The sequence below is a fragment of the Faecalibacterium sp. genome (assembly GCF_052358865.1).
Lineage (GTDB): Bacteria > Bacillota > Clostridia > Oscillospirales > Ruminococcaceae > Faecalibacterium > Faecalibacterium butyricigenerans.
The window spans coordinates 54,086-66,064 of the sequence record NZ_DAWCVJ010000001.1 but is presented as its reverse complement, the minus strand read 5'-3'; the positions used below and the strand labels follow the sequence as shown (position 1 = coordinate 66,064).

The window sequence follows — 11,979 nt, the reverse complement described above, 5'->3', positions numbered from 1 at the left end:
CAGGCAAAGGCTGATCTGCCCCTTCAGGGTCATCCTGCGCCCCACGCATCCGCCCTCCTCACTTGGTATTATTCCACCCGCTCCGGCCTTTCTGCCGCCCGGGCGGAGCCTTGATCCATTTTCTTTTTCGTCCTATTTTAGCACATTTTAGGGCATCTGCGCAATATCATCCTTGATTGTTGGAAAACAATATGGTACTATGACCAAAAAGGAGGATATTTTATGTCTCAGCCGATCTCTGTTTCCGTCCAGATGGACGCTGCATCCTTCCACGATTTCGCCGCCTTCGACCTGCTGCGCCACCGCAAGGCGTGGCACCGCCCTCTGGCCTTCACGGCCATCCTGCTGGCATCTGCCGGGGTCTGCCTCTCGCAGGTGGGGCAGAAAGACGGCGCGGCCCTGCTCACGGTGGTGCTTTCCGTCGTGGCTCTGGGCGTGCCCGCCGTCTACTTCTGGACCTTCTTCCACTCTCTGCGCCTTCAGATCAAAAAGATGGGCCTTCCCCGCCCCTTCTATCGGCTGACGCTGGACGATGCAGGGCTTTCGGTCTGGATGGCAGGCGAGCAGGACAAGCCCGAGCCGACCCGGAGCTATCCGTGGCATGACCTCCACCTCGCCTACCGCACACCGAACGCCATCTATCTCTACGTCCAGCAGACGCAGGCCTACCTGCTCAACGACAGCCTCGACGCCGCGTGGAGCCTGCTGCGATCCTCCCTCCCGGCAGAACGCCTGCGCGACCTGCGATAAAACGTAAAAAACCGCCCTTTTCAGGGCGGTTTTTATTGTTTGACCTCTCAGTCTGCAAAACAAAAACAGACAGCGCCGTGGAAAGGAGGAGAAAGCGGCGCTGCCTGTGTATGAGAACTCCTAAGCATTTGCGGCTGTTAGGAGGTTGTTGGTAGTCTGTCCGCCGCCGTGGCTGTTGCCTCGCATTGGCTGGGGGACAGTGTTTTTTAGGGGCGCAGCACCCGCTGCGGGGGCCTGCGCATGAATCTTGCCTGCATGGCATCGTGGGAAGCTCAAAAGCCGGAGATGGGGGACTCACGTTTCTGTCTTCCCGACTGCACCCTTATTGTACCGGATAAAAATGGAGTTTCTTTGTGGTAGTTTTGAACAATCTGCAAACAAGATGTGGAAAACCGGAAAGCTTTCTTTTCCGCTCTGCTTGACATTCGGCACGGAACGAGGTATTGTTAGTTTTATTGTGCAATATCTCTGGGAACCTTGTTTTTGAGGGAGGGAAGAACTATGACCGATACGGCACAGCAGCAGAAAAAGACCCTGCTCATGACCGAGGGCAGCATCTGGAAGAGTATCCTGCTCTTCTCGGTGCCGCTCATCCTTGGCAACCTGCTCCAGCAGCTCTACAACACCGCCGACTCCATCATCGTCGGCAACTTTCTGGGCAGCAATGCGCTGGCCGCAGTAGGCTCCAGCGGCTCGCCCATCTACCTGCTCATCGGCTTCAGTCAGGGCGTGGCCGTGGGTGCAGGCGTCGTGGTGAGCCAGTACCTCGGCGCGAAGGACAAAAAGGAGACCCGCATCGCCGTCCACACCTCGCTGGCCATCGCGGCCATCCTCGGCCTCATCCTCACGGTGGGCGGCATCGCGGTCAGCCGAACCCTGCTGGTCTGGATGAACACCCCCGACGAGGTGCTAGGCGATGCCGTCACCTACATGAAGCTCTACTTCGGCGGCGTGCTGTTCAGCGTCATCTATAATATGGCGGCAGGCATCCTCAACGCGGCGGGCAACTCCCGGCGCTCGGTCCTCTACCTTGCCTGCGCCTCCATCACCAACATCATCCTCGACCTCGTGTTCATCGCCGGGCTGAAGATGGGCGTGGCGGGCGCAGCCATCGCCACCGACATCAGCCAGCTCGTCTCCTGCGTGCTGAGCCTCCGCTTCCTGATGAAGGTGGACGCAGACTATAAAGTGGAGCTTTCCTCCGTCCGTCCCGACAAGCGGATGACCTCCCGCATCATCCGCATCGGCCTGCCCACCGGCATCCAGAACATGGTCATCTCCTTCTCGAACGTGCTGGTCCAGTCCAGCGTCAACAGCTACGGTGCCGCCGCCATGGCGGGCTTTGCCGCCTACATGAAGATCGACGGCTTCAACATCCTGCCCGTCACCAGCTTCAGCATGGCGGCCACCACCTTCGTGGGCCAGAACTACGGTGCCGGCAACCTCAAGCGGGTGAAGAAGGGCACATGGGTCACGCTGGCCATGGGCGTGCTCTACACTCTCTGCACCGGTACCCTGCTGCTGGCGTTCCAAAGCCCCATCATGCACCTGTTCACCTCCGACGAGACGGTGGTCTCCTTCGGGTGCATCGCCATGCACTATTTCTGCCCCTTCTACTTCCTGCTGTCCATCCTCCACGGCATGGCAGGTGCCGTGCGCGGCACGGGCCGCAGCGTCCCCCCGATGGTGGTACTGCTGGTCTCGCTGTGCCTGTTCCGGGTGGTATGGATCCAGTTCGTCCTTCCCTTCTTTTCGGGCATCGAGGGTGTGTTCGTCCTCTACCCGGTGTCGTGGGCACTGGGCGCGGTGCTGATGGTCCTCTACGCATGGAAAGGCAGCTGGATGACCTACGACCATTCCTGACTGGCATCACCTTCCATTCTATTTTTCCATTCGTCTTTTGGGGCCGTCTGTGGTATCCTTTATAGGCAGAAAAAACACAGATCTCATATCGCAGGAGGACTCATGCAAGCAGTGAAACAGGCAGTTAAAACAGAAACCGCACAGCAGCGCCCCGCCGGTGCACAGATGGCCCTGCGGATCCTTCTTTCTTTCATCAAGATCGGTGCCTTCACCTTCGGCAGCGGATGGAGCATCGTTGCCCAGATGGAGCAGGAATTTGTGGACAAGCGGGGCTGGATGACCAAGAGCGACCTGCTGGAACTCATCGCCGTGGGCAAGAGCCTGCCCGGCATCATGGTGGTGAACATCACCATGCTCTTCGGCTACCAGATGGCCGGGGCTTTGGGCGGTGTCTGCGCAGCCGTCGGCCTGTGCATCCCTGCCGTCATCACCCTCACCGTCGTGACGGCCATCTACGATGCCATCAAGGACAACTACTGGGTCTGGTCGGCCCTCCGGGGCGTCCAGTGCGCCGTGGCCCCCATCATCGGCGGCGCGGCCATCTCTCTCGGCAAAGACGCCCTGCGCAGCGCGGCGGCCATCATGATCTGCGCGGCGGCCTTCGTGCTCTGCTATTTTACGTCCATCAGCAACCTGACGCTGGTGATCGCCGGTGTGGTCATCGCACTGGTCTGGATGGGGGTGAGCGAACATGGCCGCAGCTGAGACCCTCATCCAGCTCTTTATCGCCTTCGCAAAGATCGGCTTCACCAGCTTCGGCGGCACCTCCATGATCCCCCTCATCATGGATGAGATGTCCTCCCACGGCTGGATGACCGACGCCGACCTGACGAACCTCATCGCCATCGCTGAGATGACCCCCGGCTCGCTGGGCGTCAACGCCGCCACCTTTGCAGGCACAAAGACAGCCGGGATGCTGGGCGGCATCTTTGCCGTGCTGGGCGTCCTCAGCCCCACCCTGACCCTGACCCTGCTGGCGGCAGTCTTCTTCCAGAAATTCCGCACCAGCAAGGTCATGAGCTACATCATGCGCATCGTCAAGCCCATCTGCATCGGCATGGTGCTGGGCGTGCTGGTGAGCCTGTGCCGCCAGTCCTACCTCACCGAGGCAGGCGGCATCAGCCTGTCGGGCCTCTGCATCGGCATCCTCTGCTTCGTCCTGCTTCAGAAATTCAAGCTCAGTGTGCCGAAGGTCATCGGCATCGCGGCTGCGCTGGGGCTGGTGTGCTTCGGGGTGTTCTGACTCCAACCTCTCAGTCTCGCTTCGCTCGACAGCTCCCCTACCGAGGGGAGGCGGCATCGCGTCAGCGATGACGGAGAGGTTTATTTTTTTATCGCCAGCGGCGACGGTCTTATGCTCACCTCGCCGTGGCAGAGAGCCTCGGTGCGGCCTGCCTCCCGCTCCACGATGAGCCGCCCGGCGTCGTCGATAGCCACCGCCCTTGCGGCGTAGCTCTCGCCGCCGGCGCAGACCGTCACCCAGTGGCCGGGCACAAAGCACCGGGCGCGGTACTCGTCCAGACAGTCGAAGTCCGGGCAGAGGGCCAGCAGCTGGCGGGCGATCTCTCCCGCCAGCGCGGCCCGGCTCACCGGCGCAGGCCCGCCGGGATAGAGGCTGCCTGCGATGGGCCGCAGCTCCTCGGGCCAGTCCTCCGGGCGGGAGGTGAGGTTGAGGCCGATGCCCGCCACCAGCCACTCCAGCTGGCCGCTCTCAAGGTCGGCCCCGGCCTCGGTCAGGATGCCGCAGACCTTTTTGCCGTTGTAGTAAAGGTCGTTGACCCACTTGATGCCCAGCTCCAGCCCGCAGAGCTTCTTCACGGCCCGGCAGACAGCCACCGCCGCGCTGACGGTGACGGCCTGCGCCTCGGTCATGGGCAGGCTGGGCCGCAGCACCAGCGAGAGATAGACCCCCTTTCCCGCCGGGCTTTCAAACCGCCGCCCCAGCCGTCCCCGGCCCGCCGTCTGCTGGCCGGCAAGCACCATCGTGCCATGAGGCGCACCCTCAAGGGCCAGCGTCTTGGCGGTGCGGTTGGAGCTTTCCAGCGTGTTGTAGAGGAAGATGGGCGCGTCATACTCCCCCACCGCCTCGGCACAGAAGGGGTCGCCCCCCGCCAGCCGATAGCCCCGCCGGGGGGCAGCTTCCAGCGCATAGCCCTGCGCCGCCAGCGCGGCGGCGGCCTTGTGGACGGCGGCGCGGCTCACGCCCAGCTGCCGGGCCAGCTGCTGGCCCGAGATGCACTCGCCCTGCGCGGCGGAAAGGGCCGCCAAGAGGGCCTGTTTTGTGGTAGAGGCCATCGGATCTCCTCCTTTTTGGTGTGTAATAAGAGCATTCTACCACATTTTCAAAAATTTTCCCACGATTTTGCAGGTTTTTGCCCCGCTGTCTCGTATGGATAGACAGAGCGCTTGAAACGCAGGGCAGAAAGGAGGCGGAGCGCAGCCCTTGAACACACTGGAATTTGACCGGCTGGTGCAGAAGTACCAGTCCCTCGTCTACACCATCTGCCACCAGCTGGTGCCGGACGAGGGCGATGCGCAGGACCTGACGCAGGAGACCTTCCTCGCCGCGTGGCGGAACATGAGCCGCCGTCCTGTCGGGTACGAGAAGCAGTGGCTGGCCCGCATCGCCTCCAACAAAGCGAAGGACTACCTGCGCAGCGCATGGGCGCGCCGGATGAACACCCCCGGCGACGCTGTCCTTGCGCTGGAGGGCGCACCGCCCGGCAGCGAGCCGGAAACGCAGCTGCTGGAAGCGCTGGGTGAGGAAGAGCTGACCCAGCGCATCCTCGGCCTGCGGGAACCCTATAAGACGCCCTGCCGCCTCGTGCTGCTGGAGCAGCACACCGCCGCCGAAGCCGCCCGGCTCTGCGGCAGGCCCCAGAAAACCGTGGAGGCGCAGGTCTACCGGGCCAAAAAGATGCTGGCCGCGCAGCTGAGCGCAGCCGGAAAGGAGGGCATTTAAATGGAATCGTTCCGGAAAGACGGCTGTCTGAGCGACGAAGGGCTGCACGCCCTCATCGCCGGACAGCTGGATGAGCTGGGGCGGCTGGAAGCCGCCGAACATCTCGCCTACTGCGACAAATGCACCGACCGCTACACTGCACTGCTGACTGCGGACGCCCTCTCCGACCCGCCCCGCAGCGTCCGCCGGACGGTGATGGGCACCATCTGGGTGCGGCTGATGCAGAGCACCTGCGGCCGGGCTGCGGTGGCGGGCGTCGCCGCTGTGCTGGCGCTGACCATCTGGCGCACCGGTGCGCTGACCTTCGTCACCGACCACAGCCGCGACCTGCAGGCCCTCCTGCCCGCCGTTCAGGTCACTCTGCCGGAAAAGCAGCCCCCGAAGCTCCTGCCGGAGAAGCTGGGCAGGCCGGTGGACTCCCGCCCCGGAGAGAACTTCTACACCCGCGTTTCTTCTGCGCTGGAAAGCCTGCTGAACGCGGCTGAAAACATCAAGTAAGGAGACCGTTATGCTGAAAAATGGATTTTTGACCTTCTGCTGCGCCTTCGTCCCCGGCGCAGGCCAGATGTATCAGGGCTATATGAAGCGGGGCCTCTCCCTCATCCTTACAGCCTGCTGCATCGGGATGGTGAGCTCACTGCTCAACCCGGTACTGCTCCTGCTTGTGGTGGTGTGGATGTACAGCTTCTTTGACACCTTCAACCTCCGGGCGCAGATCCTCGCGGACACCGCGCCGGAGGACGACTACCTCATCCACTTCGACCCCCGCGACAGACGGCTGGCCCGGGCTCTGCTGGACAGCCACAAGCTGGTGGGCTGGGCGCTCATCGCCTTCGGTGCCCTCATCGCCTACCAGAGCCTCATCATGAACATTCTCGGCGACCTCGTCTACCGCTGGGGCCACTCCTCCCCCGTTTTCCGCGCCCTCTATCTCGTCATGGCCAGCCTGCCGGATGTGGTGGTCTGTGTGGTCCTCATCGTCTGCGGCGTCTGGCTGGTGAAAGGCCCCCATCCGGCCAAAAAGCCGGATGCTTCCAAGGATGTCCCCGAGGATGCCGATTTCTGCGAGTATCACGCCGACGAGCAGGAAAAGGCCCCTCTGCTCTCCTCTCCTGTGGTAAACGAAAATGAGGTGACGGATGATGGAACAGAACACGACGAATAAGCCCCTGCGCCGGGTGGGCACCCTGACGCTGGGCGTCTGCCTCATCGCGGCGGGCGTGCTCTTCCTGCTGGCCCGCTTCCTGCCCGGCCTGCCGTGGCTGGTCATCTGGCAGGTACTTCCGGCGGCGGGACTCATCCTGCTGGGGTGTGAGGTGCTCTACTACTCGGCCCGGCCCGGCGCGTGCCGGTGTGACTTCGGCTCGGTGGTGCTCTGCCTGCTGCTGATGGGCGGGTGCTTCGGCATCTCGACCCTCATGCTGCTGGCCCAGATGCTGGGCCGCGGCTACACGATCCACCTGTGAATACAAGAAAGCCTGTGCAGCTCTCCCGCCCCGGGAGGGTCTGCACAGGCTTTTTTCGTTTGAAGAGAGGGGCTTACTGCACGCCGGTCAGCTCAGCCAGCTTGTGGTAGATCTCGGTGTTGTCAAAGACGCCGCGGAACTTCTCCGCGCCGACGCCCAGCGCATAGATGTTGACGGAAGCGCCGGTGTGGGCATAGGTGGTGTGGTCCATGCCGGATTTGTGGTTGATGGTGTGGCAGACGGCCATGCTGAAGGGGATGTAGGTGCCGTACAGCTCATAATCCTGCTGGCTCATCTCCTTCTGAGAGGAAGAACCGACGGCCAGCGTCCGCTCGTAGGCCTTGCGCAGGTTCTCCACCTCGTAGTCGGTCAGCAGCAGCTTGCCTGCCTTGGCGGCATCGGGGTCGGTGGGCAGGGTCAGGCCGAAGTTGGCCTTCACGTCGGCCATCGCAGCCTCAAAGGGGGTCTTGTTGGCGATGTAGCCCTTGACGTAGGTGGAGTCGAACTTGGCGTAGGACATCTTCTGGTGGGTGAGGTTGGTCAGGAAGGTGTCGTAGTTGGTGGTCTTGTAGCCGATGGCCATGCCGCCGGTCTCGTGGTCGGCGGTGACGAGGATAAGGGTGTCGTTGGGGTGGGCGTTGTAGAAGTCCACCGCAGTCTGCACGGCGTTGCTCATCTCGAGAACGTCATGGATGGAGGCGGCAGCATCGTTGGCGTGGCAGGCCCAGTCGATCTTGCCGGACTCGGTCATCAGGAAGAAGCCCTTCTTGTTGTCCAGCAGCTCGATGCCCTTTTTGACGTAGTCGGTCAGCTGCCACTCGCCTGCGGCGGCATCCATGGAGTAGTTCATGGCCTTGCCGTCGGCCAGTGCCTCCGCGATGATGAGGGTCTTGCCTGCACCGGCCTTGAGGGCGGCGGCGTCTGCCTGACGGGTGACGACGTTGTAGCCGTTCTGGGCAGCGATCTCGTGGTTGTTGGGGCCGGTGCCGTCGCCGTTCACCTTCTGGAACTCACCGCCTGCGAAGTATTCGAAGCCGGAGGCGGCCAGCTCTTTGCCGATGGCGTAGTAGTTCTTGCGGGTCTTCTGGTGTGCGTAGAAGGCAGCAGGGGTGGCGTGGTCGATGTTGACGGAGGAGACGACGCCCACCTTGTAGTTCTTCTGGGCATGGAGCTTCTCGGCGATGGTCTCATAGGGCACATCGCGGGTCCAAGGACACATATTGATGACGCCGCTCTCGGTCTTGTGGCCGGTGGCGATGGAGGTAGCAGTGGAAGCGGAGTCGGGGCAGAAGGAGGTGCTGTCATAGGTGGTCACGCTGCCCACCTCGGGGAACTGGGTGAAGCTCAGCTCGCCCTCGGTAATGGCACCGTTGTTCTCCACCGTGCCCTTGTAGAAGCGGGCAGACTGGATCTGGGCCGTGCCCATGCCGTCGCCGATGAAGAGGAAAACATATTTGGGCTTGCCGCCGAAGATGCCCAGCAGGCCGTTCTCCTCCTCTGCTGCCTTGTCCACGTTGGGTGCAGCGGCATGGGCGGCTGCGGGAGCAGCAGCCAGCATACCGGCGGCAGACGCAAAAGCACCAGCCTTCAAAAAGCTGCGGCGGGACATTTTATTCTCTTTCATACCTGAAAGTCCTCTCTTTCCATGAGCCTCACAGGCTCGCTCTCTCTTTTTTGATCCTTGGGAACGGCCTTATTTTACCGCCCACGCCCCCGGCCCGAAACCATGCCGGCGCAAAATCGGTGTAAAACCCCGGCGGCGGCTGGGGGCTTTGTGTAAAAAAGAGGACTGTCCGGAGCAAAAAGCGCCCCTCCGCTTTACCGGAGAGGCGCTTTTGTATATCACAGGTCAATTATGCGTTGAACTTTTCCTCGTTCAGCAGGCCCTCGCTCTTGGCCACACAGATGCTGGCGACTGCGTCGCCCACCACGTTCAGGGAGGTGACGAGCATCTCGATGGGGCGGTTGATGGCAAGGATGAGGGAGTAGGCCAGCAGGGCGCTGTCGTTGACGAAGCCCGCGCCGGACAGGATGGTAAAGAGGATGACGGCACCTGCGCCGGGAGCGGCAGGGGTGCCCACCGAGGCCAGCAGAGCCAGCAGGGCCACCACGACCAGCTGGGCGGGCGTGACGGTGTATCCGGCGCAGCCCGCGATAAAGACGGTGGCGACCACCTGCATGATGGCAGTGCCGTCCATGTTGATGGTCATGCCCAGCGGCAGGACGAAGGAGGCGATGGACTCATCGACGCCGAAGTCCTCGGTGCAGACCTTGATGTTCAGGGGCAGGGTCGCCGCGCTGGAGGAGGTGGAGAAGCCAAAAACGGCCACATTGGCGATCTTTTTGATGAAGGTGATGGGGTTCTGCTTCGCGCCCAGCGCCACCACCAAAGGGTAGGCCACCAGCAGGAAGACCAAGAGCAGAGCCACCGTGACTACCACGTACACCAGCGCAGGCTTGAGGTAGTCGATGCCGTAGATGGCGAAGGTGCGGGTCAGCAGCACGAAGACAGCGAAGGGGGCGAAGGTCGTGACCACGAAGTTGAGGAAGACCACCACCACATCGTTCACCTCGCCCAGCAGGCGGCGGAGGGTGGCCGTGCGGCTCTCACCCAGCACATTCATGCTCAGACCCACGGCCACGGCGAGGAAGACGGAGGAGAGCACCGCGTTGTTGCTGCCGAACGCCGTGACGATGTTGGAGGGGATGACGTTCAGCACCACGTTCAGGGGGTTGGAGCCGGTGGAGCCGGCGGCCTCGGTCAGGCCCTCGATGTGGGTGTTGAACAGGCTCATGGAATAGGTGGCATAGCCCACGCAGCCGGCCAGTGCCAGCGCCATAAAGGAGCACAGCAGGAACCAGAAGAGGGTCTTGGCCGAGATGCGGCCCATGGTGCGGGTGTCGGCGATGCTGCCGATGGCCAGCGCGATGGAGGTGAACACCATCGGGATGATGACCAGCTGCAGTGCCTTGATGAAGAGCTGGCCAATGATATAGAACAGGCCCAGTGCACGTTCTGCGCCCTCGGTGGTGATGTCCTGAAAGAGCAGGTCGTTGATGGTCTGCCAGATGCCGCTGTTGCCGGAAGCAACGAGCTTCTCACGCAGCATCATAAAGGCAAAGCCTGCCGCAAGGCCGCAGACCAGAGATACTGCCATCCTTTTCGCTAGGAGCGAGCCGCTGTTTTTATTTTTTTCCATACGATTTTCCTCACTTTTTTCCGTTTCCCAGTGTGTTTCGGTCGCATTCGGCCTATCTTACCACGACACACTGTTGGATGCAAGGGAAAAATCGTCTTTTCAGGCGATTTTTTTGGAAAAGTATGACGTATGAAAAATCAGTGTAAAAATTACGTTCAGGATAAAGAAAACCTCTCCGTCACGCCTACGGCGTGACGGAGAGGTTGTTTCTTATGTAAGGTCTTCCCCCAGCTCCACGGCCTCCAGCACCCGGATGCCTTCGGCCTCGAAAGCGGCGCGCAGGGCCTCGGCAAAGCCGGGGCGGGGCACCTTGTTCTTGATGCAGAGGGTGATGACCCCGTGCAGGCTGGTGGCTTCCAGACCGATGGATGCGCCGTCCGCGGGCACCCACGTCTGGAAATCTTCGATGTACCGGGTCAACTCCGGGCTGGACGGCCTGAAGGGGTCGCCCAGATAGCTCACCCAGAAGTCGACCGGAAAGCCGCTGATGTATTCGCCCATCTGGAAGATGCGCTTCTTGATGCTGAGGCTGGCCTTCTGCTGGTAGACCCGGTAGACCCAGCCCATCTGCTCGGCGATGCGGAAGATCTTCTTCTCCGGGGCGAGGTTCGCCTTCAGGTCCGTGTCCACACCCACGGCCACCTCGGCCAGCGGGGCATCTGCTGTCAGCGGGAGTCTGCGCTGGAAGGAGGCCACACAGTTGTAGAGGGCGTTCGGCGCACCCAGCGCGTCGCGGGCGTCTGTCGAGTAGCTGTAGAGCACCTCGTCCTTGTCCAGATACGCCCGCACCGCCTTACAGAGCAGAGCCGTCAGGGCGCTGAAGGGCTTGACGCCGCAGCGGAGGGCGGCGTCCACAAGCCCCGCCTTTTCCAGCCGGACGCGGCAGCAGGTGGGCGTCTCTTCAAAGGTCTGCACCACGGGGCGCTGCATATCGTTGGCCACCTGACTCTCGGGATATTTTGCAAGGATGTCCTCGATGTCGTAGGCAGGGTCGGTCACGAGGGCACGGCCCTCAAAGGCCGTGCCGTACCGCAGGTTGCAGTAAAACTGCAGCACCATCGTCATAAAGGGTGCTATGCCCCGGCCATCGGCCATGAAGTGGAACCAGTCAAAGCAGACGACTTTCCCCTCATAGCTCAGGGCAACAGTAAAGCCGTTCTCGTCCGGAAATTCGGGTTTTGCACTGCCCTGCCGCACCGGGCAGGGGGCGTCCGACGGTTCGAGGTGGAGCAGCTTTTTCTCCCACACCGGCTTCTGGAAATAGTAGGGTGCCTTTGCTCGGGCCGCATCCAGAGCCTGCTGCAAAAGCGCACCGTCCACGGCGTCTTTCAGCGTGACCTGATAGCGGCAGTTGACCATGTTTTCGCGGTAGTAGTAGACGATGCCCTGAAAAACAGAGCGCTGTTCGGCATCCATCCCTTATTCCCCCGCGTGCGCAGCCAGATAGTCGGCCAGATCGCTGACGGTGACGAAGTTGCGCAGCTCCTTTTCGGGGATGCGCAGGCCAAAGGTCTCCTCAAGGTCAGCCACAACGGTCAGGATCTCCATCGAAGACAGGTCGAGGTCATCCATGAGGACGCTGTTCTCGTTCACATCATCGGGGGAAATCTCCGCAACATCTTCCAGAATTGCAAGGATCTGGGACACGATCTCGGTTCTTTCCATAGTTTGAATCTTCCTTTCGTAGTTCCATTAAAGGCGGCTGCGGCTCTTTTCCAGTATTCCGCAGCCTGCCCGG

The 11,979-nt window shown here is 61.7% G+C and carries 13 protein-coding genes; 8 read left to right on the top strand and 5 right to left on the bottom strand.

The features are described from left to right. The first annotated feature begins 222 nt into the window (after positions 1 to 222). The 4 genes from ACT8X9_RS00280 (at position 223) to ACT8X9_RS00265 (ending at position 3,856) form a co-directional block, all read left to right on the top strand. On the top strand, positions 223 to 750 hold the full coding sequence (locus ACT8X9_RS00280) for a YcxB family protein (protein ID WP_444267733.1): 528 nt from the start codon (positions 223 to 225) through the stop codon (positions 748 to 750). 501 nt (positions 751 to 1,251) lie between these two features. After that, positions 1,252 to 2,613 carry an MATE family efflux transporter gene (locus ACT8X9_RS00275; protein WP_444267732.1) on the top strand — a complete coding sequence of 454 codons (1,362 nt, stop codon included), beginning with the start codon at positions 1,252 to 1,254 and terminating at the stop codon, positions 2,611 to 2,613. A 102-nt stretch (positions 2,614 to 2,715) separates the two neighbouring features. Then, entirely contained in the window at positions 2,716 to 3,318 is a 603-nt protein-coding gene (locus tag ACT8X9_RS00270; protein ID WP_444267731.1) for a chromate transporter, read from the top strand. Further along, the gene (locus tag ACT8X9_RS00265; protein ID WP_444267730.1) at positions 3,305 to 3,856 is read left to right on the top strand and encodes a chromate transporter; all 552 of its coding nucleotides are present in this window, start codon (positions 3,305 to 3,307) and stop codon (positions 3,854 to 3,856) included. Before ACT8X9_RS00270 ends, ACT8X9_RS00265 begins: the two co-directional genes overlap by 14 nt. Positions 3,857 to 3,936: 80 nt before the next feature. Here ACT8X9_RS00265 and ACT8X9_RS00260 read toward each other — a convergent pair whose 3' ends face one another. Next, positions 3,937 to 4,908 (bottom strand): biotin--[acetyl-CoA-carboxylase] ligase, encoded by a 972-nt coding sequence (locus tag ACT8X9_RS00260; RefSeq protein ID WP_444267729.1) that lies wholly within the window; start codon positions 4,906 to 4,908, stop codon positions 3,937 to 3,939. Positions 4,909 to 5,056: 148 nt separating this feature from the next. Here ACT8X9_RS00260 and ACT8X9_RS00255 point away from each other — a divergent pair, with 148 nt between their 5' ends. Genes ACT8X9_RS00255 through ACT8X9_RS00240 form a run of 4 tightly spaced genes read left to right on the top strand, consistent with a single transcriptional unit; the run spans position 5,057 to position 7,041 of the window. Continuing rightward, positions 5,057 to 5,575 (top strand): RNA polymerase sigma factor, encoded by a 519-nt coding sequence (locus ACT8X9_RS00255; RefSeq protein ID WP_444267728.1) that lies wholly within the window; start codon positions 5,057 to 5,059, stop codon positions 5,573 to 5,575. Further along, positions 5,576 to 6,073, top strand: a complete 498-nt coding sequence (locus ACT8X9_RS00250) for a hypothetical protein (protein WP_227621572.1) — start codon at positions 5,576 to 5,578, stop codon at positions 6,071 to 6,073. 10 nt (positions 6,074 to 6,083) lie between these two features. After that, on the top strand, positions 6,084 to 6,740 hold the full coding sequence (locus ACT8X9_RS00245; RefSeq protein ID WP_444267727.1) for a hypothetical protein: 657 nt from the start codon (positions 6,084 to 6,086) through the stop codon (positions 6,738 to 6,740). Beyond that, entirely contained in the window at positions 6,715 to 7,041 is a 327-nt protein-coding gene (locus ACT8X9_RS00240) for a hypothetical protein (protein WP_227621570.1), read from the top strand. The genes ACT8X9_RS00245 and ACT8X9_RS00240 overlap by 26 nt, the downstream gene beginning before the upstream one ends. Positions 7,042 to 7,114: 73 nt before the next feature. Here the strand turns inward: ACT8X9_RS00240 and ACT8X9_RS00235 are convergent, their stop codons facing one another. The 4 genes from ACT8X9_RS00235 to ACT8X9_RS00220 all read right to left on the bottom strand — a co-directional run bounded on the left by ACT8X9_RS00235 (position 7,115) and on the right by ACT8X9_RS00220 (position 11,906). Further along, positions 7,115 to 8,665 (bottom strand): alkaline phosphatase, encoded by a 1,551-nt coding sequence (locus ACT8X9_RS00235; protein WP_444267726.1) that lies wholly within the window; start codon positions 8,663 to 8,665, stop codon positions 7,115 to 7,117. A gap of 229 nt (positions 8,666 to 8,894) precedes the next feature. Continuing rightward, positions 8,895 to 10,241 (bottom strand): dicarboxylate/amino acid:cation symporter, encoded by a 1,347-nt coding sequence (locus ACT8X9_RS00230; RefSeq protein WP_444267725.1) that lies wholly within the window; start codon positions 10,239 to 10,241, stop codon positions 8,895 to 8,897. 210 nt (positions 10,242 to 10,451) lie between these two features. After that, complete coding sequence (locus ACT8X9_RS00225; RefSeq protein ID WP_444267724.1) at positions 10,452 to 11,657, bottom strand: hypothetical protein; 1,206 nt, start codon at positions 11,655 to 11,657, stop codon at positions 10,452 to 10,454. A 3-nt stretch (positions 11,658 to 11,660) separates the two neighbouring features. Next, positions 11,661 to 11,906, bottom strand: coding sequence for an acyl carrier protein (locus ACT8X9_RS00220; protein ID WP_158402670.1), 246 nt, complete (start codon positions 11,904 to 11,906; stop codon positions 11,661 to 11,663). Positions 11,907 to 11,979: the final 73 nt, after the last annotated feature.

What these genes read in the sequence shown, in the direction of transcription:
- ACT8X9_RS00280 (WP_444267733.1), top strand. Translation starts at nt 223, where the DNA reads ATGTCTCAGCCGATCTCTGTTTCCGTCCAGATGGACGCTGCATCCTTC.
- ACT8X9_RS00275 (WP_444267732.1), top strand. Translation starts at nt 1,252, where the DNA reads ATGACCGATACGGCACAGCAGCAGAAAAAGACCCTGCTCATGACCGAG.
- ACT8X9_RS00270 (WP_444267731.1), top strand. Translation starts at nt 2,716, where the DNA reads ATGCAAGCAGTGAAACAGGCAGTTAAAACAGAAACCGCACAGCAGCGC.
- ACT8X9_RS00265 (WP_444267730.1), top strand. Translation starts at nt 3,305, where the DNA reads ATGGCCGCAGCTGAGACCCTCATCCAGCTCTTTATCGCCTTCGCAAAG.
- ACT8X9_RS00260 (WP_444267729.1), bottom strand. Translation starts at nt 4,908, where the DNA reads ATGGCCTCTACCACAAAACAGGCCCTCTTGGCGGCCCTTTCCGCCGCG.
- ACT8X9_RS00250 (WP_227621572.1), top strand. Translation starts at nt 5,576, where the DNA reads ATGGAATCGTTCCGGAAAGACGGCTGTCTGAGCGACGAAGGGCTGCAC.
- ACT8X9_RS00245 (WP_444267727.1), top strand. Translation starts at nt 6,084, where the DNA reads ATGCTGAAAAATGGATTTTTGACCTTCTGCTGCGCCTTCGTCCCCGGC.
- ACT8X9_RS00240 (WP_227621570.1), top strand. Translation starts at nt 6,715, where the DNA reads ATGATGGAACAGAACACGACGAATAAGCCCCTGCGCCGGGTGGGCACC.
- ACT8X9_RS00235 (WP_444267726.1), bottom strand. Translation starts at nt 8,665, where the DNA reads ATGAAAGAGAATAAAATGTCCCGCCGCAGCTTTTTGAAGGCTGGTGCT.
- ACT8X9_RS00230 (WP_444267725.1), bottom strand. Translation starts at nt 10,241, where the DNA reads ATGGAAAAAAATAAAAACAGCGGCTCGCTCCTAGCGAAAAGGATGGCA.
- ACT8X9_RS00225 (WP_444267724.1), bottom strand. Translation starts at nt 11,657, where the DNA reads ATGGATGCCGAACAGCGCTCTGTTTTTCAGGGCATCGTCTACTACTAC.
- ACT8X9_RS00220 (WP_158402670.1), bottom strand. Translation starts at nt 11,906, where the DNA reads ATGGAAAGAACCGAGATCGTGTCCCAGATCCTTGCAATTCTGGAAGAT.